A 24,660-nucleotide genomic window follows, 5' to 3' on the forward strand; every position below is an offset into this window, starting at 1 on the left:
TCTTCCTGTCCGGATCCGGCCTCGCGGAATCCGCCCGACGGTCAGGACAGGTGGGCCACCGCGTCCAGATGGGGCAGGACGTGGTCCAGTCGCTCCCGCTTGGTGCGCAGATAGGTGATGTTGCTCTCGCACGGCGTGATCAGCAGCGGCACCGTCTCGGAGACCTTGATTCCGTGCCGCACCAGCGCCTCGCGCTTGCGCGGGTTGTTGGACATCAGGCGGACCGAGTTCACGCCCAGGTCGTGGAAGATGCCGGCGGCGACGCCGTAGTCGCGGGAGTCCACCGGCAGCCCGAGCGCGAGGTTCGCCTCCACGGTGTCCAGGCCCTCCGCCTGGAGCGCCATCGCACGCAGCTTGGCGAGCAGGCCTATCCCCCGGCCCTCGTGGCCCCGCAGATAGACGACGATGCCGCTGCCCTCCTTGACCACGGCCCGCAGCGCGGCGTCCAGCTGGTCACCGCACTCGCAGTGCTGGGAGCCGAAAGCGTCACCGGTCAGGCACTCGGAATGCAGCCGCACGAGGACGTTCTCCGTGCCGATGTCTCCGTAGACCAGGGCGACCTGTTCGTCACCGCGGTCGTGATCGAGGTAGCCGACCGCCTGGAATTTCCCGTACACGGTGGGCAGCGGGGCATTCACCACGCGTTCCACCCCGGTGCGCTGCGGTGCCTTCTTGCCGAGTACGCCAACGTAATCTGTCATGATCTGTTTCCTAAGCAGAGACGAAAGGCCGTGAAAAGATGAGCGGTTCGGGAATACGGTCGGCGGCGTACGGTCTGATGCCGACGGACACTACGGAAGACGTACGGACGCGGGGCGCGGGCGTCTCAACTCAGGTCGCCGTCCTTCCGGTCGGGAGTTTCGAACAACACGGCGCGTACCTTCCCCTGGCGACCGACACCCTCGTCGCGTGTGCCGTCGCGCGGGAGATCGCCGCGGCGTACCCGGTGCACCTCCTCCCCCCGGTGACGATCTCCTGCTCGCACGAGCACGCGGCCTGGCCGGGGACCGTCAGCATCTCCGCCGTCACCCTCCACTCGGTGGTACAGGACATCGCCGCCTCGCTGCGCCGCTCGGGCGTCGAGGCCCTGGTCGTGGTCAACGGCCACGGGGGGAACTACGTGCTGGGCAACGTCGTCCAGGAGGCCTCCGCCCGCGGGGAGCGGATGGCGCTGTTCCCGGCCGCGGAGGACTGGGAGGCCGCCCGCACGGAGGCTGGAGTGGTCACCTCGCTGCTCACCGACATGCACGCGGGAGAAATCGAGACCTCCATTCTTCTGCACACGCACCCGGAAAGTCTCCGCCCCGGTTACGAGACCTCCGATTTCGTCGCGGACGACCGTCGTCATCTCCTCACCCTCGGTATGTCCGGTTACACCGATTCCGGTGTCATCGGGCGCCCTTCGCTGGGCTCGGCGGAAAAGGGGAAAGCCTTGCTGGAGAGCCTCGCGGCATCCTTCGGAACGTATTTCTCGATGCTGACCGCATCCGGCGACGGCGCCGAGTAGGGCTTCGCCGGGCGCCGCAGACCCTGGTACCAGCGGGCGACCAGGACCACCGCGCCCGGCAGGCTCGCCACGAAGCTGAGGACGCCGTACACGATGGCGGTCGCGAGGCCGGCGCCGGCGCCGAGGCCCATGGCGGCGAACGCCCAGGCGGTGACGCCCTCCCGGGGGCCGAACCCACCGACGTTCAGGGGCAGTCCCATGGCGAGCAGGGCGAGCACGGCCAGCGGCAGCAGGGCGGCGACGGAGGCGTCGGAGCCCGCGATACGTGCGGCGAGCACGAACATCCCGAGGTGGCCGGCGAGGACGACGGCCGAGGACAGCGTGACGCCGGGCCAGTTGCGGCGGGACAGCAGGGCCTCGCGCGCCTCGCCGAGGGTCGCCCGCAGCATCCGGCCGCGGCGGGTGGAGGGGGCCCGGTTCATCCGCAGGGCCACGACCACGGCGAGCGCGCCGAGGCCGGCCAGGCCGGCGACGGGGGCGAGGTGGCGGGCCTCGGCCAGCACCGGGGAGTCCATGGTGAGCAGCACGGCACCGCCGACGACCGCCAACGCGATCTGACCGGCGACCCGTTCGAGGACGACCGCCCGCACTCCGCGGCCCATGTCGCCGGCACTCTGCCCGTGCCGGACCGCGCGGTGCACGTCACCGAGGACACCGCCGGGCAGGGCCGCGTTCAGGAACAGGGCACGGTAGTAGTCGGCCACGGCCTCGCCGAGGGGCAGCCGGATGCGCAGCCCGCGGGCCACCAACTGCCAGCGCCAGGCGCTGAACACGGTGGTCAGTACGCCGATCGCGAGCGCCGCCAGCAGGGCGGGTCCGTCGATCCGGCGCAGCCCGTCCAGGAAGACGCCGGTGCCGAGGCGCCACAGCAGCAGAGCGAGGATGGTGACCCCGGCGACGGTGCCGAAGTGGGTGCGCAGGGCGCGGGAGTTGAGGACCGAGCGCAGGGCGGTGCGCCACCGGGGGGTTGCCGGGTGAGCCGGCTCGGGCCGGGCCTCGGTCACGATCACGCCGATCCGGTCGTGGGAGACGGCGGCATCGGTCAGGTCCCCGGCGGGCACGCCGGCGGCTTCGAGGATCTCGGCCCGGGCCACGAGAGCGTCGGTCCGTGCCGTGAGCACCTCGTCCCGGGTCTGGACGACCTCGGCCCGCAGGGTGCGGGCCCGGTGGGAGAGCGTGCCCGGTCCGGCCGGGTCCGCGGGTCGCCGCACGGGCAGCGGCGCCTTGGTGCGACCGGTGCCGCGGGCCGCCGGGAGGTCCGTGCCCGGCCGCACCGTCTCCACGCTCATGACGCTCCGCCCGTCGGGCGGGACAGCGCCAGCAGGTCGCTGTGGTGGACGACGACCTTCAACTCGCCCGCGCGGCAGGCCTCCAGACGGTCCTGGAGGTAGCGCTCGGCACGCTCCTTCAGCTCGGGGCGCTCCTCGACGGCCGCGCCGACCCAGCCGCGCAGCCACTGCGCGGTGAGCGCGGAGTCGGCGGGGCCCAGGCGCCAGGCGCTCGGGTGCAGCCGGACCGTCGCGCCCCGTTCGGAGAACGCCTCGCAGGCGACGGTGACGGCGTCCGGGCCGAGCAGTCCGCCGCGCCGCTGGTGGGCGTTGAACGCGTGGGCGATCTCCTCGTCCAGCGGGTCGGACGGGGTGAGTTCGACACGGCCCGCCACGGACAGGGTGAGCAGGGCCGGGCAGCCCGCGCCCGTGCAGGCCGCGGCGAGGGTGTCGATCTCCTCGCGGGTGAGGACGTCCAGGAGCGCGGAGGCCGTCACCAGGGAGGCGCCGGCGAGGGCGTCCGGGGTGAGCAGGCCGACGTCGCCGCGGCGCGTCTCGACGGTGACCCGGCTGCCGTCGGCCGCGGAGCGCGGGGAGGCGACGGCCGCGAAGTGCAGCAGGTAGGGGTCCCGGTCGTGCAGGATCCAGTGCTGGGGGCCGTCCAGGCGGGGCGCCAGCCAGCGTCCCATCGAGCCAGTGCCGCAGCCCAGGTCGTGGATGACCAGCCCGGCCTTGCCCGGCAGGTTGGCCAGCCGGATCCGCAGCGGGTCGAGCAGATCGGCCGCCCGCGCGGCCGCGTCGGGTCCCTCCCGCAGTTCCAGCCACTCGGGGGCGTAACGGGGAGCGTCGTCGGGTCCGGCGTCCCTGAGGCGTACGGTCGGACGCTCGCCGGGGCGGGTGCTCGGACCGGCGCCGGGGATGACCGATTCTGCTGCGGAAGGGACACCAGGCTGCACCGACGCCACCTCTCGAGGCCCCGGCTGCGCCGGGATCTTGCCGCTCTGCTTGGTCGCCGTCTTCCTCATGCCGCCCTCCTGGGCTCGCTCGGGAGTCGGCCGAGTACTCCGGCCAGGCTGCGGGCCGTGGTCGCCCAGCCGTCCAGGGCGGCCCGCCGGCCCCGGGCAGCCGCCTTGAGCCTGCGTCGTACGTCCGCCTCGCCGAACCAGCCGCGCAGTTCGGCGGCGAGGGCGGCGGGGTCCTCCGGCGGGACGAGGATGCCGGGCACCCCGCCGTCGGGGGCGCGGCCGACCGCCTCGGCGACTCCGCCGACGTCGGTGGCCAGCACCGGGATGCCGCGCGCGAGGGCCTCGGTGACCGCCATGCCGTAGGTCTCGGCGTAGGAGGTGAGGACCATCAGGTCGGCGGCGGCGTAACTGGCGTCGAGCTCGGCCCCGGCCTTCGGTCCCGCGAGGTGCAGGCGGTCCTGGAGGCCGTACCGCTTGATGAGCATCCGCAGATGCGCGACGTACTCGGGATCCTGGGTGATCCCGCCGACGCACACGCAGCTCCACGGCAGGTCCTGGGCGCCGGCCAGGGCCTCGATCAGCCGGTGCTGTCCCTTGCGGGGCGTCACCGCGGCCACGCACAGCAGCCGGGAGAGACCGTCGGTGCCGGAGGCGAGGGGGGCGATGTCGGCCCCCGGGGTGGCGACATGGACCCGCTCGGGGGCGAGGCCGTGGTGCGAGACGAGCCGGCGTACGGCCCAGTCGCTCGTGGCGATGACGGCGGGCACGGCCCGCAGCACCTCGCGCTCCTTGGCGTCCAGTGCGAGGGCGAGCCCTGGTTCGAGGCCGGTCTCGTCGCCGAGCGGCAGGTGGACGAGGACGGCGATGCTCAGCCGTTCCGCCTCCGGGACGACGATCTCCGGTACGCCGCAGGCGACCAGGCCGTCGATGAGGACGACGGTGCCGTCGGGCAGGTCCCGCAGGGTGCGGGCGAGCTCGGTACGGGCCGGCGCTCCCGGCCGGGGCCAGCTGCCGGCCACCGCGTGCCGCTCGACCTGCCAGCCGAAGCCGGGCAGGTCCAGGCAGACCCGCCGGTCGTAGGCGTTGCCGCCGCTCGGCGCGGTCGGGTCGTCCACGCCGCCCGGCATCACGAAGTGCACGGTCCGCAGGGACATCGGGATGATCTCGGCCTTCTTGAGAGCCGTGTGCTGTACGGGCACGTAGTCGAGCGTGGCCGCCCGCCCGGTCGTCATGTCGGTCACAGCGCACGCTCGTAACTCGCCCACGCGACATGCGACTCGTGCAGGGTGACGGTCAGCCCCGCGAGACCCTTGGCGCCCTCACCGAGAGCGCCCTTCTCGATGCGCTCGGCGAGCCGGTCCGCGATGACCTTCGCCAGGAACTCCGTGGAGGTGTTGACTCCGGCGAAGTCGGGTTCGTTGTCGAGGTTTCTGTAGTTCAGCTCGCTGACTACGGCACCCAGTTCCTGTGTGGCGAGTCCGATGTCGACGACGATGTTGTCGTCGTCCAGCTGTTCGCGCCGGAACGTGGCGTCCACCAGGAACGTCGCGCCGTGCAGACGCTGCGCGGGGCCGAAGACCTCGCCGCGGAAGCTGTGGGCGATCATGATGTGATCGCGGACGGTGATGCTGAACAACGGACGACCCTCCAGGTGCGGCGCGTCTGGTCCTCCGGCTGATCCCTGCCGGGGGATGCCGTGTAGTACGGCTCTCCGCTTCCCCGTGTTCAGCCGGATCTCACTCTTTTCTCAGGTCAGGCGCTCTTGCCGTACCTCACGAGGTGACAGAGGGCCGCAATCTCCCCACTGGCCAGCAGGGGCATCACCTCCGGCAGTTCTTCGAACGCGCTTTCCCCCGTGATGAGGGTGTCAAGCCTCGGATCGGCGAGCAGCTTCAGCGCGAGGGCGAGCCGGTCGCCGTAGCTGCGGTTGCCGCGGGCCGGGGAGACCGTGCCGACCTGGCTGCTGCGGATGACGAGCCGCCGCGAGTGGAAGGCCTCGCCGAGCGGCAGGCTGACCTTCCGGTCGCCGTACCAGCTCAGTTCGAGGACCGTGCCCTCGGCGCCGAGGAGTTCCAGCGAGCGGGCGAGGCCCTGTTCGGTGGCGCTGGCGTGGACGACGAGGTCGCAGTCGCCGAGGGCGTCCGCGGGGGACGCGAAGCCGACGCCGAGGGCCTCGGCGGTCGCGGCGCGGGCGGGGTCGGCGTCCACCAACTGGACCCGCACGCCCGGAAAGCGGGCGAGGAGTGCCGCCACCGAGCTGCCGACCATGCCACCGCCGACCACCGCGATCCGGTCGCCCACCAGGGGCGCCGCGTCCCATAGGGCGTTCACGGCGGTCTCGACCGTGCCGGCGAGGACGGCCCGGCGGGCGGGCACGTCGTCCGGTACGACCGTCACGGCGCTCACGGGCACCACGTACCGCGTCTGATGCGGGTACAGACAGAAGACGGTCCTGCCCTTCAGCGCGGCGGGCCCCTCCTCCACCAGCCCCACGCTGAGGTAGCCGTACTTCACGGGTCCAGGGAAGTCGCCCTCCTGGAACGGGGCCCGCATGGCCGCGTGCTGGCTCTCGGGCACCTGGCCGCGGAACACGAGTGTCTCCGTGCCCCTGCTGACTCCCGAGTACAGCGAGCGGACCAGCACTTCGTCCTCGCGGGGGGACGGAAGGGTGACCTCCCGTACCTCGCCCTCTCCCGGAGAACGGAGCCAGAACGCGTGTGCCGCGGCCTTCATCGAGAACCTCCTGAACGATCGGCAACCCGTGCACGTACCTCGTCACGTAACCCGAGGTGTGCACAGGCCGCGCACAGTACGCGGCCTTGATCGACTCTGTCATCTGGCCGGAGGAATGTGCGGTGGCCCTGAACAACACTTACGAAGCAAGGCTGGTCCAGCAGGAGACCGCTGTGGGAGCGGGCGTTCAGATCCTGTTGCTGGCTCTGCTCGGCACGGCGATAGGCATGGGGCCGGCGGGCTGGCTGACCGGCCTCGCCTTCGCCGTCGCCACCTGGGCCGTGCTCTCCAGGGCGCTGCACCGCACCCGGCCGCGGTCCTTCGGACCGGCCAACCGGGTGACCCTCGGCCGGGCCACGCTGGTCGGCGGAGTGACCGCCTTGGTCGCGGACTCCTACCAGGACTCCCCGCCGGTCACCCTCTTCGTCGGCCTGACGGCGGTGGCCCTGATCCTCGACGGCGTCGACGGCAAGGTGGCCCGCGCGACGGGCACCTCGACTCCGCTGGGCGCGCGGTTCGACATGGAGGTCGACGCGTTCCTGATCCTGGTGCTCAGCGTGTACGTGTCGATGTCCCAGGGCCCGTGGGTGCTGCTCATCGGTGCCATGCGGTACGGCTTCGTCGCCGCGGCCCGCGTCTGGAACTGGCTCAACGCCCCGCTGCCGCCGAGCATGGCCCGCAAGACGGTGGCCGCGCTCCAGGGGATCCTGCTGCTGGTGGCCGCGTCCGGGTACCTGCCGCACACGGCGACCTTCGGGGTCGTGGCGCTCGCCCTGTCCACCCTGGTCTGGTCGTTCGGCCGGGACGTCCTGTGGCTGTGGCGCACGCACCGGTCGGACCAGGCGGCGGTGGGCGAGCTGCTGGAGCTGGAGTTCGCGGCGGTGGAGCGGGAGCCGGAGGCGGTGGCCTCCTGAAGCCCGGCCGGCCCGCAGGTCAGCCTTTGAGCGGCACCCGGTACACGGTCGACTCCCGCTGCCGGAAACCCTGCCGCTCGTACAGCCGGTTGGCCGCCGCCCGGTCCGGGCGGGAGGTCAGGTCGACGGTACGGGCCCCGGCCTCCCGGGCGAGCCGGATGGCTTCCCTGATCAGCAGTCCCGCGATGCCCTGGCCGCGAGCCGCGTGATCGACGATCACGTCCTCGAGACGGGCCCGGAGCCCCGCGGGCGCCGGGAACATGACGAGGGTGAGGGTGCCCACGACCGACCCGGCCGCCGACCTGGCGATCAGCATGGTGTTGGCGTCACAGGCCAGGATGCGGTCGAGCGCGGCGAGGTCGAGGGCCTCGGCCGCCGAGGACAACTGCGGCAGCATCCGCGCGAACGCGCCGACGAGCTCCTGGTTGGCCTCCCGGACGATCTCCACCCGGGTGTCCTGAGTCTCCATGGGGTGGACCCTATCGCCGCGACCACGGGCCCTACGGCAGATCCGATGCGCCGGGGCACGGGCGCCGTCCGGCGAGTGCGCGGCGCGGGGGCTGGGGGCTTCTGACGGGTTCCTGTCCCGGCCGCTTGGCTGTCTGGCGGGTGCCACTGACTCGGCCCCGTGAACGGTCCGGCGGGGGCGCGGCCTGCGTCTGAGCCTCCCCCGCGAGACCTGACCCGAACATATGAACCGCCCGGCGAGTGCGCGGCCGGCGTCGAGCCTCCCACCGCGACCCTGACCGGGGCACGGAACTCGCCGACGCCACCCCTCCGTGGCCACTTGGCGTCATCCGGTCTCCACCGACTCCCGCGTACGGGGACGCGCGGACCGTCGCGGCCACCGCACCCCGCCCGCCGCGCTCACCGCCAGCGCGCCCAGCAGGGCGAGTGCGGCGGCGGGGGCGAGGACGGCCCAGGGGGCGCGTTCGGCGTAGGGCTGGTTCTCGGCCAGGAGCAGGCCCCACTCCGGGGCGGGCGGCTGGGCGCCGAGGCCGAGGAATCCGAGTGAGGCGAGGGCCAGCGCGACGCCGGGCAGGCGCAGCAGGGCGTGCCGGGTGACGGACGGCAGGATCGCGGGCAGCAGTTCGTGCCGGAGGAGGTACCAGCGGTTCGCGCCCAGGGCCCGGGTGGCCGCCAGATGCGGGGTCGCGCGTTCCTGCCGGAGGAGTGAGGAGGTGTGCGCGGCGAGCGCCGCCCAGGAGACGGTGGCCACGGCGATCGCGGGCGTGGCGGCGCCGCTCCCGGCGACGGCGGTCACGAGCAGCGCGGCGAGCACCGGCGGTACGGCGTTGACGGTGTCGACGAGCGGCCCGGACAGCCGGGGCAGCAGCCCGAGCAGGACGCCGACCACCAGGGCCGTGACGCTGATGGCGAGGGCGGTCAGCAGGGTGTCCAAGGCCCCCTGTCCGACCCGGGCGAACAGGTCCCGGCCGAGTGCGTCGGTGCCGAACGGGTGGGACCGGGAGGGGGGTTGGAGCCGGGACCCGGTGTCCAGGGCGAGTGGGTCGCGGAGCAGGCCGAGCGCGACGACGGCGGTCAGGAGGCCGCCCAGGACGAGAGGCAGGGTGCTGCGGGTGGGGCGTCGCGGCCGGTGCAGGGAGTCCAGGGCGCCGTCGCGCAGGGCCGGGCCGGTCAGAAGGCGGACGGCGAATGCCGCGAGGCCGGTGACGGTGGCGGCGAGGAGCAGGAGGGCGAGAGTGCCCGCCTGGAGCACGGGCAGGTCCTGCGCGAGGGCGGCCTGGAGGGTGGTGCGGCCGAGGCCCGGGATGTCGTATATCTGCTCCACGGCGACGGAACCGCCGGTGAGGCCCACGACGAACAGGCCCAGGTTGGGCAGCAGCGCGGGGACGCAGCGGCGGACCGCCTTGGCGGCGACGGTACGGCCGGGCAGGCCGCGGGCCTCCGCCGCCCGCGCCCAGGGTTCGGCGAAGGCGCCGGGCAGCAGGTCGGCGAGGAGGCGCCCGAGCACGGCCCCGGTGGGCAGGCCGAGGGCGAGGGCGGGCAGGACCGTCCAGCGGGGTCCGTACCAGCCGAGGGCGGGCAGCCAGCCGAGTTGTACGCCGACCACGGTGGCGAGCACGGAGGCGGTGAGGAACTCGGGCAGCGCGGCGAGCATCGCCGAGGCACCGCCCCCGGCCCGGCGTCCGTCAAGGCGTCGGTGCGCGCCGAGCCACAGCGTGCGGGCGCACACCAGGGCGGCGGTGGCGGCGGCGACCACGAGGGCCACCGTCACGAGCAGCAAGGACACCCCGAGTTCCTGGACGACGGTGGGGGTGACCTGCGTGCCGTTCAGCCACGACCGGCCGGCGTCGCCCCGGGGCAGCCCGCCGAGCCACTGGCCGAGCAGGTGCAAGGGGCCCTTGTCCAGGTCGAGTTGGGCCCGGATGTCGGCCAGTACCCGCGGTGTGGGCTCGCGGTCCGCGGAACGCGCCTTGAGCACGGTGCGCGCGGGGTCGGTGCGGGACAGCCACGGCAGCAGGCCGATCCCGCACACCAGGGCCGCCGCGAGCAGGACACGCCACACCAGGGTGGCCACTCGGTGCCGCATGGATCAGCGTCGCGTTCCGGGGCCGACCAGGGTCCGCTCGTACGGGTCGAGCAGCACGCCCCGGACGTCGGTGGCGACGCCGGTGATGATCTCCTGGTGGGCCAGCGGGATGACGGCGTCGGTGCCGAGGACCGCGGCTTCGGCGCGCAGGGCCGCGTCCTGCCGTTCGCCGGTGTCGGCCACCGCGTCGGCCTCGGCCACCGTCCGGTCGACCTTGCTGTCGCACAACCGGGAGAGGTTGTAGCCGCCGTCGCAGGTGTAGTCGCTCGCGAGGACGGCGACGGGGTCGCCGGTGTCGACGAGGCTGTTGCGGGCGCCGATGAACGCGTCGAACTTCCCTGCGAGCACGTCGGTTTCGAGCCGCGAGTACTCACGTACCACCAGGGTGACCCTGAACCCGGCCCTCTGGAGCTGCTGTTGGAGGACCTGGGCGGCTTCGGGGAGTTCGGGCCGGTTGTCGTACGTGGCGAGGGTGACGGAGGTGCCGTGCGGCTCGGCCGCGCTCGCGCGTCCGGCGGGCCGCACGCGCTTGCCCTCGGCCCAGGTCACGGCCGGCCCGTAGATCCCGGTGCCGGGATCGGCGTACCCCTCGAAGACCCCTTTGACCACGGCCGAGTTGTCGACGGCCTCGCGGGCGGCGGCGCGCAGTTTCGGGTCCCGGAAGGGACCGGACCCGGTGTTGAGGTGCAGGCTCGTGGTGCGGGTGGTGGCGGTCTCCTTGAGGGTGGCCGTGTCGAGGCTCACGGCCTGGGCGACGGGAATCGCCTCGGCGATGTCGACCTGGCCGCTGCGCACGGCGTTGGCGCGGGCGGTGCCGTCCGCGATGAAGCGGGCGTCGACGCCGGAGGCCTGGGCGCGGCCGCCCCAGTAGTCGTCGAAGCGGTCGAGAGCGGCGGACGTGGAGCCGTTGACCTTGGTGAGCTCGAAGGGGCCGGTCGCGGTGCCGACCGGGTCGGCGCCGTCCTCGTAGGCCTTCGGGGAGAGCACGGCGAGGCTCGGACTGGACAGGCGCAGGGGCAGTACGGGGTCGGGGTTCGTGGTGGTGATCCGTACGGCGGTGCTCTGTGCCTTGACCGTGAGCGTGACGCCGGAGAGGGCGGCCGGGGCGGGCTTGGCCTCGGCGGCATGGGTGAGGGCGGCGGCGACCGCGGCCGGGGTGACCTCTGAACCGTCCTGGAAGGTGGCCTCGCGCAGGGTGAACAGCCAGGTGCGGTCGTTCTCGCGGCTCCAGGACTCGGCGAGCGCGGGAGCCGCGGCGCCGTTGGCGTCGAGGGTGGTCAGGCCCTCGGTGACGCCGAGGCGGCTGAGGAGGGTGGCGTCGCCGCCGTACGGAGAGAGGTTCTCGGCGGGCGGGAAGGCGAGGGCGACGCGGAGGCGGGAGCCGTCGCTCGCGTCACCCGTGGAGCCGCCGCCCTGGGCGGCGAAGCAAGCGGTGAGCAGCGGGGCGAGCAGGAGTGAGCCGAGTGTGTGACGGCGGCGCATCGCGGTCACCGTCCCATCGGTATCTCGAAGTGGACGACGCTGCTCGCGCCGCCCGTGGTCTCGCGTTCGTCGTGCACGACCTTGCCGAGCGAGCGCCAGAAGGGTTCGGCGCCCGGGACCGCCGGGTCGGTGTGCAGATACACGGAGCGGTAGCCGCCGTCTGCGGCCGCGAAAGCGAGCAGGTCGTCGACCAGGCGGCGGGCCAGGCCGCGCCTGCGGTGCTCGGGGCGGACGTAGACGCGGCGCAACTGGGCGGTCTCGCCGCAGGGGTAGCGCTCGGCCAGCTCGCGCGGGTTCGGCGGGTGGGCGGGGCCGCGCGAGTCGAGGGCGCCGGTGGCCACGACGGTCCCGTCCTCCGGGTCGAGGGCGACGAGGAGGGTGTGGCGGGCCGGGACGAGATAGGCGGCGGCCGGGTCGATGATGTCGCCGTGCCAGCGGGGCACGTACCCGGTTCTGAAGTCTTGGTAGACGGTGTCGAGCATCACGGCTCGCGCACCTTCGAGGTCGTCCGGGCTCGCAGTCCTGATGCCATAGTCATGCACTTGCACATCATATGCATTAAGCCTTCCGGCTTGATCGCGGGGCGATTTGACAGTGATCGAATGAACGCCATAGAACCTACCGACATGACATCCATTTTCAAAAAGACGGAGCGGTAGTGCGCATCGCGTTCGTCGGCAAGGGCGGCAGCGGCAAGACCACCCTGTCGGCGCTCTTCTCCCGCCATCTGGCCCGTTCCGGCGCATCGGTGCTGGCCGTGGACGGTGACATCAACCAGCACCTGGCCGAGGCGTTGGGCCATGACGGCGGGGACCTGGGTGCCCCTCCGCTGGGCGCACACACGGCCGACATCAAGGACTACCTGCGCGGCACCAACCCGCTCATCGCCTCCCGCGAGGCGATGATCAAGACCACGCCGCCAGGCCGGGGTTCACGTCTGCTGCGCCTGCTGGGCGAGGACGAACTGCACGCCAGACACGTCCGGCGGGTGGGTGACGTCCCGCTGATGGTGACGGGCGAGTTCGACGAGAGCGACCTCGGCGTGGCCTGCTACCACTCCAAGCTCGGCGGGGTGGAGCTGTACCTCAACCACCTGGTCGACGGCCCCGGCGAGTACGTCGTCGTCGACATGACGGCCGGCGCGGACGCGTTCGCCTCGGGCCTGTTCACCCGCTTCGACCTGACCTTCCTGGTGGCCGAACCCACCCGCAAGGGCGTCTCGGTCTACCGCCAGTACCGGGACCACGCACGGGAGTTCGGCATCCGGATCGCCGTGATCGGAAACAAGGTGACCGGCGAGGACGACCTGCTCTTCCTCAAGGAGCACGTGGGCGACGACCTGTTGACCCACCTGGTCCAGTCACCCTGGGTACGCGCGGCCGAACAGGGGCGCTCCGAGGGCGACTTGGAGTCGCTGGAGCCCCACAACCGGCACGCCCTGTCCATCCTGCGCGAGACGGTCGACGCCCACCCCCGCGACTGGCACGCCCTCCACCGCCACGCGGTCGAGTTCCACCTCCGCAACGCCCGCTCCTGGGCGAACGAGGCGACCGGCCTCGATCTGACCGCCCAGGTGGACCCGGACTTCGTACCGGGCCCCGCCTCCCTCGTCTGACCCCCACTCCCACCCCAACTGACAGACAGGAACCACCGCACATGTCTCTCGACGTCTCCCCGAAGCTCCTCGCCGAAGCCGAGCAGGGCACCATCCGCCAGGAGGACTTCGTGGACACGGTCCGCACGTCCCTCCCCTACGCCTACGACCTGGTCGCCTCGCTGGCCGGTGAACTCAAGGGCGGCACGGCCGAGTTCACCGACAACCAGACCCCTCCCCCGTCGGAGAAGGAACGCGGCCAGCTCCTGCGCGCCCTCGCCAGCGACGCCATCCGCGGCAGCCTGGAACGCCACTTCGGCGTGGCCCTGGCCTTCCAGAACTGCCACCGGGTGGCGGCGTTCCGCCCGGAGTCGGTGGACGGCGACACGTACGCCCGCTTCACCTCGGTGCGCGCGCAGGTGCTGAACCAGTCGCCGGAGTTCAGGGACTGCTGAGCGCATTCTCGTGCGCGTGACGAGGGGCCGGACGGTGCGACCGCCCGGCCCCTCGTTCTCGTACCCGGGACTTCCGTCCCGGCCGTCACCGTGCCGAGGTCACCGCCGGTGCCGGCGCATACCCCGTCGGACGGGCCGTGAAGGTGCCGCGGCCCTGCGTCCGGCTGCGCAACCTCGTCGCGTAGCCGAAGAGTTCGGCCAGCGGCACGGTCGCCGTGACCGTCGCCGAACCGCCGCGCGTGACCGAGCCGGAGACCCGGCCGCGGCGGGCGGCGAGGTCGCCGAGCACCGCGCCGACGGCGTCCTCGGGCACGGTGACCGTGACCTCGACGACCGGTTCCAGGAGGACCATCGCGCAGGCGCGCAGGGCCTCCCGCAGGCCGAACCGGCCCGCGGTACGGAAGGCCGTGTCCGAGGAGTCCTTCACATGGGTCGAGCCGTCGGTGAGGGTGACGCGCAGCCCCGTCACCGGGTGCCCGGCGAGCGGCCCTTCGGCCAGGGCGTCCCGGCAGCCTGCCTCGACCGCCCGCACGTACTCCTGCGGAACGCGCCCGCCGATCACCGCCGAACGGAACTCGAAGCCCTCCTCGGCCGGTTCGACATCGAGCACGACATGCGCGAACTGACCTGCTCCGCCGTCCTGTTTGACGTGCCGGAAGACCAGCCCGGACACCCCGCGTCCGACCGTCTCGCGGTAACTCACCCTCGGACGGCCGACGTTGAGCGTCAGGTCATGCTCGCGCCGCACCTTCTCCACCGCGACCTCCAAATGCAGTTCACCCATGCCGGACAGCAGGGTCTGGCCGGTCTCGGCGTCCGTGCGGACGACCAGCGAGGGGTCCTCCTCGGCCAGTCGGGCGAGCGCCGAGGCCAACCGGCCGGTGTCCACGGACCGCCCCGCCTCGACGGCCACGGACACGACCGGCTCGGCCGCGCTGGGCGGTTCGAGCACGAGCGGGGCGTCCGGCGCGCACAAGGTCGAGCCGGCGCGGGCCGACTTCAGACCGACGACGGCGACGATGTCACCGGCGACCGCCCGTTCCAACGGCGCGTGCCGGTCGGCCTGCACCCGCAGGATCCGTCCGACGCGCTCGGTACGGCGTGCGCCCGCGTCCCACACGGTGGCTCCCTTCTCGATCGTTCCCGAGTACACGCGTACGTACGTCAGGCGTCCCGTGGCCGTGGCGTTCACCTTGAACGCCAGTGCCGCGAGGGGCGCCGCCGGATCGCTGGGCCGCTCCTCGCCGTTCGCACCGCGTACGGCGGGCACGTCGAGCGGCGACGGCAGATACGCCACGACCGCGTCCAGCAGCGGCTCGATGCCGCGGTTGCGGTAGGCCGAGCCGCACAGGACGACCACGCCGTCGCCGCTGTGGGTGAGGTCCCGCAGGGCGGCGGTGAGGGTGCCTTCGGAGAGGGTCTCCCGGTCGCAGAACTCCTCCAGGGCGGCGGGGTGGCGTTCGGCGACGGCCTCCTCAAGGAGCCGGCGTCGCTTGAGCGCCTCCTCGCGCAGAGCGGCGGGCACCGGTCCGTCCTGCGCCGCCTCACCGGAGTCGGACCAGGTCAGCGCCCGCATCCGCACCAGGTCGACGACGCCGGTGAAGCCGTCCTCGCTGCCGATGGGCAACTGCACGACCAGCGGGGCCGGATGCAGCCGCCGCCGGATCGACTCGACGGCCGCGTCCAGGTCGGCGCCGGCGCGGTCCAGCTTGTTGACGAAGGCGATCCTCGGGACACCGTGCCGGTCCGCCTGCCGCCACACCGACTCGCTCTGCGGCTCCACGCCCGCGACCGCGTCGAACACCGCGACCGCCCCGTCGAGCACCCGAAGGGAACGCTCCACCTCGTCGGCGAAGTCGACGTGCCCCGGGGTGTCGATCAGGTTGAGGCGATGCCCGTCCCACGCGCAGCTCACGGCCGCCGCGAAGATGGTGATCCCGCGGTCCCGCTCCTGCGGGTCGAAGTCGGTGACGGTCGTGCCGTCGTGGACCTCGCCGCGCTTGTGCGTGGTTCCGGTGGCGAACAGGATCCGCTCGGTGACGGTGGTCTTGCCGGCGTCGACGTGGGCGAGGATGCCGAGATTGCGGACGACGGCGAGCGGGTCGGATGTGTGGGTGCGCACGGCCCATGGCCTTTCAGGTGCGGTGATGACAGGGCTGCGCGATGGCCCGTACGACGACATGACGGCACGTCACATACGCGTGCCGCGGCGGTACTCGACCGTTCAGACAGTCGTCGCGGGCATCCGGTGCCGGCCGCGCAGCGGGCACCGGAGAGTCCAGGACACGAGGATCACGTCGTACGACGTCCGGGGAACGGCGACAGCTGCGCGCACGCACATGGCCGTACTCCCCTCACTCGTCGTCCCTGGTCATGGCGAGTGTAGGGAACCGGCCGGGGCCGGCGCACGGGGTTTTCCGCAGTCAGCGGCGCAGGCCCTGGATGCCGTCGTAGGCGGACATGACGAGGTCCATGCCACGGGTGTCCTCGGCGGGTTCACGCATCTGGTCGGTGGCGTAGGCGACCACCATGCGGGCCTCGGGGTCGATCACGACCAGGGAGCCGCCCCAGCCGCCCCAGCCGAAGGAGGTCCCGAAGAGGCCGAAGCCGAGGCCGTACCGCTGTGTCATGCCGATCACGCGGTCCTCGCCGCTGAACTGCTCCTCGCGGGCGCGTTCGGCTCCCGCCGCCGACAGCAGCCGGACACCCCCGACCGTCCCTGCGCAGGCGAGCGCGGACTGCACGAGTGCGACCGAGCGGGCGTTGCCGAACCCGCTCGCGGCGGGGATCTGGGAGCGCCGCCACGCGACGCTGTTGGCGTCCCTGACGCGCATCGCAGTGCCCGCGGCGGGTGTCGCGTCGGGCCCGGGGGCGCCCGCGGTGTAGTCCTCGTCCCGGCCGGGCGGCGGGAGGGTACGGGCGACCCGGTGGTCGTGTTCGGCGGCGAGTCCGATGTGGAAGTCGGCGCCGAGGGGGCCGGTGACGTCGTCGGCGAGGAACGCGCCGATCGTGCGGCCGGTGATCTGGCGCACGACCTCGCCGACCAGGAAGCCCTGGGTGAGCGAGTGGTAGCCGGCCGCGGTGCCGGGCTCCCAGAGGAGTGGCTGGGCGGCGAGGCGGGCGGTGGCGGCCGACCAGTCGTAGAGCTCCTCGACCGGGCCCTCCCAGTGCGGCAGGCCTGCGGTGTGCGACAGCAGGTGCCGTACCAGCACCTTGTCCTTGCCCGCGGCGGCGAACTCCGGCCAGTACCGGGCGACCGGGGCGTCCAGGTCGAGATCGCCGCGGTCGGCGAGGATCAGTGCGCACAGCGCCGTCATCGTCTTGGTCGTGGAGAACACGTTGGTGATCGTGTCCCGCTCCCACGGGGCCGTCCGGCCGGCGTCGGCGAAGCCGCCCCAGACGTCCACCACCGGTTCACCGTCCACGAATACGGCCACGGAGCCGCCGACATCCCCCTCGTCCAGCAGCGCCGCCAGCTTGGTGGGGACGGCGGAGAACAGGTCGTCGTACGTGCCCTGGATGTCGGCCATGCCGGGTATTCAGCCCCTGCCGGGCGGTCCTCGTCAACCGAATTAGGGGCGCCCGGTGGGCCGTAACGCGAAAGACCCCACATGAAGTGGGGTCTCACTGGTGTCCGAGGGGGGACTTGAACCCCCACGCCCGATAAAGGGCACTAGCACCTCAAGCTAGCGCGTCTGCCATTCCGCCACCCGGACGAGGTGTCTGCCGCCTTGACGGGGGTGTTCCCCGGGGCGACACGCACAACAATACCAAGCTTTCGGAGTGCCCTTCACCTGCATATCCGTCCGGAGAGAGACCATGACGACAGTATTCTGTATACTGTCGTCACCCCAATGGCCCCGGCTCGGAGGCGACATGGACGATCTGGATTCCGCGGTGGTGCTGGGCATGGCAGACCAGGCACCCGACGGCATAGTGATCACCGACAGGGAAGGGCTGATCCGCTACTGGAACCGGGGTGCGGAGCGCATCTTCGGGTTCGCGGCGGCCGACGTGACGGGGCAGAGCCTGGACGTCATCATTCCCGAGCGGCACCGCAAGCGGCATCAGGAGGGCTTCGACGCGGCCATGGAGCGGGGGTCCAGCAAGTACGGCGACGCGGATCTGCTGAACGTGCCGGCGCTGGCGGCGGACGGCCGCAAGCTGTCCATCGAGTTCAGCGTGGTGCTGCTCTCGGGCCCCGACGGCAGCCCCTACTGCGGCGCGGTCGTCCGGGACGTCACCGCGCGGCGCGAGCGGGAGCGGGAGCTGATGCGGCGCCGGGCCGAGGCTTCGGTCTGAACCCAGGGCCACGCCGAAGGGGCCGTGACCCGAGAGGTCACGGCCCCTTCGGCGCAGCGCTCAGACGATGACTCCGCTTTCCTTCAGCCGGCCGATGGTCTCCTCGTCGTAGCCCAGCTCCACCAGGACCTCGGAGCTGTGCTCGCCCAGCAGCGGGGCGCCGACGACCTCCGGCTTGAAGGTGGAGAACTTCACCGGGCTGCCGACCGTCAGGTAGGTGCCGCGGCCCTTCTGCTCGACCTCGACGACCGTGCCGCTCCTGCGCAGGTCCTCGTCGTAGGCGATCTCCTTCATGCTCATCACCGGGGCGCAGGGCACCTCCCACTCCCGCAGGATGTTCACCGCCTCGTACTTCGTCTTGTCCGCGAGCCACTTCTCGATCTCCTCGAAGATCTCGAAGATGTGCGACTGGCGGGCGCGCGCGGTGGCGTACTCCGGGTCCTCGGCCCACTCGGGGCGGCCGATGACCTCGGCGGTGCGCTTCCAGTTCTGCTCCTGGACGGTGAAGTAGATGTACGCGTTCGGATCGTCCTCCCAGCCCTTGCACTTGAGGACCCAGCCGGGCTGGCCGCCGCCGCCCGCGTTGCCGCCGCGCGGCACGACGTCGGTGAACTCGCCGTTGGGGTACTGCGGGTACTCCTCCAGATAGCCGACCCGCTCCAGACGCTGCTGGTCGCGCAGCTTGACGCGGCACAGGTTGAGCACGGCGTCCTGCATCGAGACGGACACCTTCTGGCCCCGGCCGGTCTTCCCGCGGTCGATGATCGCGGTGAGGATGCCGATCGCCAGGTGCATCCCGGTGTTGGTGTCGCCGATGGCGGCCCCGGAGATGGTGGGCGGGCCGTCCCAGAAGCCGGTGGTGGAGGCGGCGCCGCCCGCGCACTGGGCGACGTTCTCGTAGACCTTGAGGTCGTTCCAGGACGACTGGTCGTTGAAGCCCTTCACCGAGCCGAAGATGAGGCGCGGGTTGAGTTCCTGGATGCGTTCCCAGGTGAAGCCCATGCGGTCCAGGGCGCCCGGGGCGAAGTTCTCCACCAGGACGTCGGCGTCCTTGATGAGCTTCTCCAGGACCTCCTTGCCCTCGGCGGTCTTGGTGTTGATGGCGAGGGAGCGCTTGTTGCTGTTGAGCATCGTGAAGTAGAGCGCGTCCAGCTCCTCGATGTCCCGGAGCTGACGGCGCGTGACGTCGCCGCCGTTGGGGCGCTCCACCTTCAGGACGTCGGCGCCGAACCAGGCGAGCATCTGCGTGCAGGCGGGACCGGCCTGGACCCCGGTGAAGTCGATCACCTTGATTCCGGCGAGCGGCTTTTCACTCATGTGTGCTTCCTTTTCGTGAAGTTGCGCGGTCACTTGGTGGCCGGCGTGATGTTGCCGACGGTGATGCCCTTGGGGTTGAGGTGCGAGATGTGGCCGCTCTCGGTGCCGGCCGAGGGGTCGATCACGCAGTCGATGAGCGCCGGGCCGCCGGAGGCGAGGGCCTCGGTGAGCGCCGCGGTGACCTCGGCGGGCGTGGTGGCCCGGTAGCCCTTGCCGCCGAACGCCTCGATCAGCAGGTCGTGGCGGGCCGCCGACATGAGGGTCGTGGGCGAGGGCGCGTCGTCGTACGGGTTGGCGTCGTCGCCGCGGTAGACCCCGCCGTTGTTCATGATCACGGTGACGACGGGCAGCTTGTAGCGGCAGATCGTCTCGATCTCGATGCCGCTGAACCCGAAGGCGCTGTCGCCCTCGATCGCCACGACCGGGGCGCCGCTCTCGACGGCGGCGGCGATCGCGTAGCCCATGCCGATGCCCATGACGCCCCAGGTGCCGCTGTCGAGGCGGTGCCGCGGCACATGCATGTCGATGACGTTGCGCGCGATGTCCAGGGCGTTGGCGCCCTCGTTGACGATGTACGTCTCCGGGTGCGCGCGCACGACGTCGCGTACGGCCTTCAGGGCGCCCATGAACTGCATGGGGTGCGGGTCGGCCTCCAGGCGCTTGGCCATCTTGGCGACGTTCTGCGCCGAGCGCGCCCCGAGTTCCTCGCGCCAGGCCGAAGGGGCCGTGATCTGGCCGGGCTTGGTGCGTTCGGCGAGCGCGTCGAGCACCGACTCGATGTCACCGACGAGAGGTGCGGAGATGGGCTGGTTGCTGTCCATCTCCTTGGGGTCGATGTCGATCTGGACGAACTTGGCGTCGGGGTTCCACCCCGTTTGGCCGTGGCCCAGAAGCCAGTTGAGGCGCGCGCCGATCAGCATCACGACGTCGGCCTTCTTCAGCGCGAGCGAACGGGCGGTCGCGGCCGACTGCGGATGGTCGTCCGGCAGCAGGCCCTTCGCCATCGACATCGGTACGTAGGGAATGCCGGTGGACTCGATGAACTGCCGTACTTTCGCATCCGCTTGGGCGTACGCGGCGCCCTTGCCCAGCACCACCAGCGGGCGTTCGGCGGACGCGAGGAGCTCGATCGCCCGGTCCACCGCCTCCGGTGCCGGGAGCTGGCGCGGGGCGGGGTCGACGAGGCGGCTCAGCGTCCGGTCGCCCTCCGCCTTGGGCATGATGGCGCCGAGCACCGCGGCGGGGATGTCGAGGTAGACACCGCCGGGGCGCCCGGAGACCGCGGTGCGCAGGGCGCGGGCGATGCCCCGGCCGATGTCCTCCACGCGGCTGACCCGGTAGGCGGCCTTCACGAAGGGCTGCGCGGCGGCGAGTTGGTCCATCTCCTCGTAGTCGCCCTGCTTGAGGTCGACGAGGTGGCGCTCGCTGGAGCCGGAGATCTGGACCATGGGGAAGCAGTTGGTGGTCGCGTTCGCCAGCGCGACCAGGCCGTTGAGGAAGCCGGGGGCCGAGACCGTGAGGGCCACGCCGGGCTTCTTGTTGAGGTAGCCGGCGATGGCGGCCGCGTGCCCGGCGTTGCTCTCGTGGCGGAAACCGATGTAGCGGATGCCCTGCGCCTGGGCGAGCCGGGCCAGGTCGGTGATCGGGATGCCGACCACGCCGTAGATGGTGTCGACTTCGTTCATCCTGAGCGCGTCGACGACCAGGTGGTACCCGTCGGTGAGCTCGGTCGGAACGTCGGCTGCTGCCGCGGTCTCCAGGGTCGAGGGAGCGGTCATGGTCCGAGGTCCTCCTTGGGCAGGTCCTGCCGGAGCGGCTACTTCTCTCACCATCCGCAGCGCGCTCGTCCGCGTCCAAGACCCATCGGCGACCAGCCGATAAACGGTGTCTATCGAGGGCTGGTCAGAGGCCTGGCAACTGTCTTGATAGACAGCCGCTATCGGCCGTTCGCCAGCGGGTATTGGACGTCAACGGGGTGCCACCGCACGCTCGCAGAGGACGTTTCATCGGACCTGTGCGAGGGGGTGGGGTCATGGCCGTTCCGGCCGCGGCATCCGTGCGTGACGCGGACCGGTACCGGCCTCCGCGGGTCACGGGCCTCGTCGACCTCCTCGACCGGCAGGTACGTGACCGCCCGTACGCCCGGGCCCTGGTGGTGACCGGCGAGCGGGTGCAGCTGTCGTACCGGGCGCTGGCGTCCCTTGCCGACGAGGTGGCGGCCCGGCTCGGTGGGGCGGGGCTGGGCCGTGGTGACGCGGTCGGGCTGATCTGCGCCAACACGGCGGAGTTCGTCGTCGCGTTGCTCGGCGCGGCCCGGGCCGGACTGGTCTCGGCTCCGCTGGATCCCGCGCTCCCGGCGTCACAACTCTCCTCGCGGCTCACGGCGTTGGGGGCCCGGGCGGTCCTTCTCGACGCGTCGGCGTCCGGTCGTGACGTCATGCTTCCGGTGCCCGCGTGGTCGCTGCGCGTGGACGTCTCGGGGGCGGGGGCGGGGGCGGGGGCGGGGGCGGCTGTGTTGGAACTCGAACCCGGCGTCTGCGATTCGGCCCAAGTCCAAGGTGCTGCGCTTGAGTTGTCGGAACGGGACGCTCTTGTGCTGTTCACCGCCGGCACCACCGACCGGGCGAAGATGGTCCCGCTGACCCACGCCAATGTGGCCGCCTCCCTTCGCACCATCTGCGCCACCTACGAGTTGGGCCCCGAGGACGCGACGGTCGCCGTGATGCCGTTCTTCCACGGCCACGGGCTGTTCGCGGCGCTGTTGTCTTCTCTGGCGAGCGGGGGGTGTGTGCTGCTGCCCGAGCGGGGGCGGTTCTCGGCGGGCACGTTCTGGGACGACATGCGGGCCGTGGACGCCACCTGGTTCACGGCGGTGCCGGCCATCCACGAGATCCTTCTGGAGCGGTCGGAGCGGGAGTACCCGGGCCCGCAGGCACCGCCGTTGAAGTTCGTCCGCAGTTGCAGCGCGCCCCTCAACACGGCGACCCAGCGGGCGCTGGAGCGGACGTTCGGCGCGCCGCTGCTGTCCGCGTACGGGATGACCGAGTCCTCCCACCAGGCCACCAGCGAACCCCTGCCGCAGCGGGGAGCACTCCGGCAGGGGTCGGTGGGCCGGCCGACCGGGGTCGCGGTGCGGGTCGTGGACCGCGGCGGACGGTCCTGCCCGGCGGGGGTCGAGGGCGAGGTGTGGGTGCAGGGGCCCACGGTCGCCCGGGGCTATCTCGCCGACGGGGACGAGTCGGCGCGGACCTTCGTCGACGGGTGGCTGCGCACCGGTGATCTGGGCGCACTGGACGAGGACGGGTACCTGTCGCTGACCGGCCGGATCAAGAACCTCATCAACCGGGGCGGGGAGAAGATCTCACCCGAGCATGTGGAGGACATCCTCGCCGGGTGCCCGGGGGTCGCGGAGGCGGCCGTGTTCGCGGTGCCCGACGCGGTGTACGGGCAGCGGGTCGGCGCCGCCGTGGTGGTACGCGAGCCTGACGGCGCCGGGCGCGAGGAGATCCTGCGGTACTGCCGCGACCACTTGGCCGCGTTCGAGGTACCGGACCGACTCGACCTGGTCGCTGCGCTGCCGTACACCGCGAAGGGGGGACTGGACCGGAAGGCGGTACAGGCGCGGTACGCATCCTGACGGGCGGCGCGGTGCTTGGGACGGCGCCGGATGGCGGACGCGGAGATAGTCCCACGACAGATCGGCCGTCGCGCCACGGTGGACCACCAGGAACGGCCGGACCGAAAGGCGTCCCCAGCACGGCACGCACCCTGACCGGGGGCGCGGTGCTTGGGACGGCGCCGGGTAGCGGGACGCGGAGATAGTCCCACGACAGATCGGCCGTCGCGCCACGGTGGACCACCAGGAACGGCCGGACCGAAAGGCGTCCCCAGCACGGCACGCACCCTGACGGGAGGGGCGGGAGACGCGGTGCCGGGGCGGGGCGGGGTGGCGGGGCGCGGAGGGAGTCCGACGACAGCCAGGCCGTCGCGCCACGGTGGACCACCGAGAACGGCCGGATCAGAAGGGGTACGGGTTCGGCACTCGCCGCGACCAGGCCCGTGCCCGGTTCAGCGCGCTCGGTGCTCGGGCGAGTGGAGCTCGGCCGGGGCTCGCCCCGCGGGAGCCGGGAGACGGTACGGGGCTTCCAGGCGTGCTGCGCGCAGGGCGGCCGTGGGATTACTGGACCCGCCGAGTCCACCGACAGGCCGGACACCGCCTTGGGGTGGACCACCAGGAGCAGCGAGACCAAGAAGGGGTACGGCAGCGGCACGCACCCCGACGAGACCTGGCCGCAGGGTCAGCGTGCTCGGTGCTCGTGTGCGGGCGGGCGAGGCGCGGCCGGAACAGGGTCAGCGCACTCGGTGGTCGGTCGGCAGGGGGCGGGCGAAGAAGTCGTCCAGGGACAGGCTCGTCGCCGCGTTGACGAAGGCGCGGGCGGCGACAGAGCCGGGGGTAGCCGCGTGGATCGCCACCGAGACCTGGGCGCCGGCCTCGGGGTCGACCAGCGGCAGCGCTCTGGTCCGGCCGACCACCGGCATCGCGCGCAGCCAGGTGTGCGGCACGATGCTCGCCCAGCCGCCGCCGCCCACATGTGCGTAGAGGGAGGCGATGGAGTCCGTCTCGACCTGCGGAGTCACCACGTACCCCTTCTCCGCGAACACGGTGTCGACGATCTGGCGGATCCGCATGTCCGGCGTGAGCAGTGCGAGGGGCAACTGGGCCGCGTCCGCCCAGGACACGGTGGCGGACTGGGCCACCAGCTGGTCGTCGGAGACCAGGAGCATGTATCTCTCCTGGTAGAGGGGGACGACCTGGAGGCCCTCCTGGTCGTCGGGGTCGAAGTGGGCGATGGCCACGTCGAGTTCGTAGTCGCGCAGCTGGCGGTGGAGTTCCTTCGTCGACAGACGGGAGCGGACCTGGACCTTGGCCAACGGGTGCGCCGCGCAGAAGGCGGCCACGGGGAGGGCGAGGGTCGTGGACGCGGTGGGGTCCGTGCCCAGGCGGAGGGTGCCGGTGATGCCGGACTGCACGGCGGCCACCTCGGCCTTGAAGGCGTCCTGTTCGGCGAGGATCCGCTTGGCCCATACGACGAGCCGCTCCCCCTCGGGGGTGAGGCCCTGGTAGTTGTGGCCGCGGTTGATCAGCGTGACGTTGAGCTCGCGCTCCAGTTTGGCGATCGCCGCCGAGAGCGCGGGCTGGGAGACGTAGCAGGATTCCGCCGCCCGGGCGAAGTGCCGTTCCCTCGCCACCGCCACGAAGTACTCGAGCTGCCGGAACAGCATGAGCGGCTCCTCCCTGCCCATGGGATCACTGGCTCCATACTGTATGCAGCGTGGAGCGATGTACAGGGAGGAGACCGCACGGGTCAGTGCAGATGCCTCACCGCGGCCACCACCAGGGGGTCTAGACCGTCCACCCCGGCATCGACGAACCCGTGGAGCCGGGTGCGCATACGCGGGTCCCAGAACCTGCCGATGTGCCCCGCGATCGCCTCCGCGGCCTCCTCCCCCGGCAGGTGTCCGAGGTTCCTGGCGATGTCGTTGGCCATCCTGCACTCCGCCGGCACGG

At 72.0% G+C, this 24,660-nt stretch carries 21 protein-coding genes, 1 tRNA gene and 1 pseudogene; 6 read left to right on the forward strand and 17 right to left on the reverse strand.

Going from position 1 to position 24,660, the window contains the following annotated elements; genetic code table 11:
• Positions 1 to 41: 41 nt before the first annotated feature.
• Positions 42 to 701 (reverse strand): GTP cyclohydrolase II, encoded by a 660-nt coding sequence (gene ribA, locus RKD20_RS07575; RefSeq protein WP_424877027.1) that lies wholly within the window; start codon positions 699 to 701, stop codon positions 42 to 44.
• A 38-nt stretch (positions 702 to 739) separates the two neighbouring features.
• On the opposite strand from ribA, the gene RKD20_RS07580 reads away from it, so the two are divergent.
• Positions 740 to 1,507, forward strand: coding sequence for a creatininase family protein (locus RKD20_RS07580; RefSeq protein ID WP_424877028.1), 768 nt, complete (start codon positions 740 to 742; stop codon positions 1,505 to 1,507).
• Positions 1,508 to 1,620: 113 nt separating this feature from the next.
• Here the strand turns inward: RKD20_RS07580 and RKD20_RS07585 are convergent.
• The 5 genes and pseudogenes from RKD20_RS07585 to RKD20_RS07605 all read right to left on the reverse strand — a co-directional run.
• Positions 1,621 to 2,796, reverse strand: a pseudogene (locus tag RKD20_RS07585) (lysylphosphatidylglycerol synthase transmembrane domain-containing protein); the annotation flags it as partial.
• Positions 2,793 to 3,800, reverse strand: coding sequence for a class I SAM-dependent methyltransferase (locus RKD20_RS07590; RefSeq protein ID WP_424877029.1), 1,008 nt, complete (start codon positions 3,798 to 3,800; stop codon positions 2,793 to 2,795). The gene RKD20_RS07590 and the pseudogene RKD20_RS07585, both read right to left, overlap by 4 nt.
• A complete protein-coding gene (locus RKD20_RS07595) occupies positions 3,797 to 4,972 on the reverse strand; it encodes a glycosyltransferase family 4 protein (protein ID WP_424883167.1) in 1,176 nt (391 codons plus the stop codon). Before RKD20_RS07595 ends, RKD20_RS07590 begins: the two co-directional genes overlap by 4 nt.
• Positions 4,973 to 4,977: 5 nt before the next feature.
• A complete protein-coding gene (locus RKD20_RS07600; protein WP_020123858.1) occupies positions 4,978 to 5,376 on the reverse strand; it encodes a 6-pyruvoyl trahydropterin synthase family protein in 399 nt (132 codons plus the stop codon).
• Between the two features lie 116 nt (positions 5,377 to 5,492).
• Entirely contained in the window at positions 5,493 to 6,473 is a 981-nt protein-coding gene (locus RKD20_RS07605; RefSeq protein WP_424877030.1) for a zinc-dependent alcohol dehydrogenase, read from the reverse strand.
• Positions 6,474 to 6,595: 122 nt separating this feature from the next.
• Here RKD20_RS07605 and RKD20_RS07610 point away from each other — a divergent pair, with 122 nt between their 5' ends.
• Positions 6,596 to 7,387, forward strand: a complete 792-nt coding sequence (locus RKD20_RS07610) for a CDP-alcohol phosphatidyltransferase family protein (RefSeq protein WP_424877031.1) — start codon at positions 6,596 to 6,598, stop codon at positions 7,385 to 7,387.
• Positions 7,388 to 7,406: 19 nt separating this feature from the next.
• On the opposite strand, the gene RKD20_RS07615 is transcribed toward RKD20_RS07610, so the two are convergent.
• The 4 genes from RKD20_RS07615 to RKD20_RS07630 form a co-directional block, all read right to left on the reverse strand.
• Positions 7,407 to 7,856 carry a GNAT family N-acetyltransferase gene (locus tag RKD20_RS07615; protein ID WP_424877032.1) on the reverse strand — a complete coding sequence of 150 codons (450 nt, stop codon included), beginning with the start codon at positions 7,854 to 7,856 and terminating at the stop codon, positions 7,407 to 7,409.
• A 324-nt stretch (positions 7,857 to 8,180) separates the two neighbouring features.
• Positions 8,181 to 9,941 (reverse strand): ABC transporter permease subunit, encoded by a 1,761-nt coding sequence (locus RKD20_RS07620; protein ID WP_424877033.1) that lies wholly within the window; start codon positions 9,939 to 9,941, stop codon positions 8,181 to 8,183.
• 3 nt (positions 9,942 to 9,944) lie between these two features.
• Positions 9,945 to 11,423, reverse strand: coding sequence for an ABC transporter substrate-binding protein (locus tag RKD20_RS07625; RefSeq protein ID WP_424877034.1), 1,479 nt, complete (start codon positions 11,421 to 11,423; stop codon positions 9,945 to 9,947).
• Positions 11,424 to 11,428: 5 nt separating this feature from the next.
• Positions 11,429 to 11,965: a GNAT family N-acetyltransferase gene (locus RKD20_RS07630; protein WP_424877035.1), complete on the reverse strand. Its 537-nt coding sequence runs from the start codon at positions 11,963 to 11,965 to the stop codon at positions 11,429 to 11,431.
• 116 nt (positions 11,966 to 12,081) lie between these two features.
• Here RKD20_RS07630 and RKD20_RS07635 point away from each other — a divergent pair, with 116 nt between their 5' ends.
• Both RKD20_RS07635 and RKD20_RS07640 read left to right on the forward strand, forming a co-directional pair.
• Entirely contained in the window at positions 12,082 to 13,038 is a 957-nt protein-coding gene (locus RKD20_RS07635; protein WP_424877036.1) for an ATP-binding protein, read from the forward strand.
• A gap of 41 nt (positions 13,039 to 13,079) precedes the next feature.
• On the forward strand, positions 13,080 to 13,472 hold the full coding sequence (locus RKD20_RS07640; protein WP_424877037.1) for an SCO5389 family protein: 393 nt from the start codon (positions 13,080 to 13,082) through the stop codon (positions 13,470 to 13,472).
• Positions 13,473 to 13,557: 85 nt separating this feature from the next.
• Here the strand turns inward: RKD20_RS07640 and fusA are convergent, their stop codons facing one another.
• The 3 genes from fusA to RKD20_RS07655 all read right to left on the reverse strand — a co-directional run bounded on the left by fusA (position 13,558) and on the right by RKD20_RS07655 (position 17,188).
• Positions 13,558 to 15,594: an elongation factor G gene (gene fusA / locus RKD20_RS07645; RefSeq protein ID WP_424877038.1), complete on the reverse strand. Its 2,037-nt coding sequence runs from the start codon at positions 15,592 to 15,594 to the stop codon at positions 13,558 to 13,560.
• A gap of 301 nt (positions 15,595 to 15,895) precedes the next feature.
• Positions 15,896 to 17,002, reverse strand: coding sequence for a serine hydrolase domain-containing protein (locus RKD20_RS07650; protein ID WP_424877039.1), 1,107 nt, complete (start codon positions 17,000 to 17,002; stop codon positions 15,896 to 15,898).
• 98 nt (positions 17,003 to 17,100) lie between these two features.
• Positions 17,101 to 17,188: transfer RNA gene (locus RKD20_RS07655), tRNA-Leu, on the reverse strand.
• A 160-nt stretch (positions 17,189 to 17,348) separates the two neighbouring features.
• Between RKD20_RS07655 and RKD20_RS07660 the strand changes: the two genes are divergently transcribed.
• Entirely contained in the window at positions 17,349 to 17,774 is a 426-nt protein-coding gene (locus RKD20_RS07660) for a PAS domain S-box protein (RefSeq protein ID WP_359426937.1), read from the forward strand.
• A 60-nt stretch (positions 17,775 to 17,834) separates the two neighbouring features.
• Here the strand turns inward: RKD20_RS07660 and frc are convergent, their stop codons facing one another.
• Both frc and oxc read right to left on the reverse strand, forming a co-directional pair.
• Positions 17,835 to 19,091, reverse strand: coding sequence for a formyl-CoA transferase (gene frc, locus RKD20_RS07665; protein WP_424877040.1), 1,257 nt, complete (start codon positions 19,089 to 19,091; stop codon positions 17,835 to 17,837).
• 29 nt (positions 19,092 to 19,120) lie between these two features.
• Positions 19,121 to 20,869, reverse strand: coding sequence for an oxalyl-CoA decarboxylase (oxc, locus tag RKD20_RS07670; protein WP_424877041.1), 1,749 nt, complete (start codon positions 20,867 to 20,869; stop codon positions 19,121 to 19,123).
• Between the two features lie 254 nt (positions 20,870 to 21,123).
• Here oxc and RKD20_RS07675 point away from each other — a divergent pair, with 254 nt between their 5' ends.
• Complete coding sequence (locus tag RKD20_RS07675) at positions 21,124 to 22,728, forward strand: FadD7 family fatty acid--CoA ligase (RefSeq protein ID WP_424877042.1); 1,605 nt, start codon at positions 21,124 to 21,126, stop codon at positions 22,726 to 22,728.
• A gap of 713 nt (positions 22,729 to 23,441) precedes the next feature.
• Here the strand turns inward: RKD20_RS07675 and RKD20_RS07680 are convergent.
• Together RKD20_RS07680 and RKD20_RS07685 are read right to left on the reverse strand one after the other, a co-directional pair.
• Positions 23,442 to 24,374 carry a LysR family transcriptional regulator gene (locus RKD20_RS07680; RefSeq protein WP_424883168.1) on the reverse strand — a complete coding sequence of 311 codons (933 nt, stop codon included), beginning with the start codon at positions 24,372 to 24,374 and terminating at the stop codon, positions 23,442 to 23,444.
• Between the two features lie 83 nt (positions 24,375 to 24,457).
• Positions 24,458 to 24,640 (reverse strand): formate dehydrogenase subunit delta, encoded by a 183-nt coding sequence (locus RKD20_RS07685; protein ID WP_424877043.1) that lies wholly within the window; start codon positions 24,638 to 24,640, stop codon positions 24,458 to 24,460.
• Between the last annotated feature and the right edge of the window lie 20 nt (positions 24,641 to 24,660).

Origin of the sequence: Streptomyces sp. SLBN-8D4, from assembly GCF_049739545.1 — a bacterium.
Classification (GTDB): domain Bacteria; phylum Actinomycetota; class Actinomycetes; order Streptomycetales; family Streptomycetaceae; genus Streptomyces; species Streptomyces canus_C.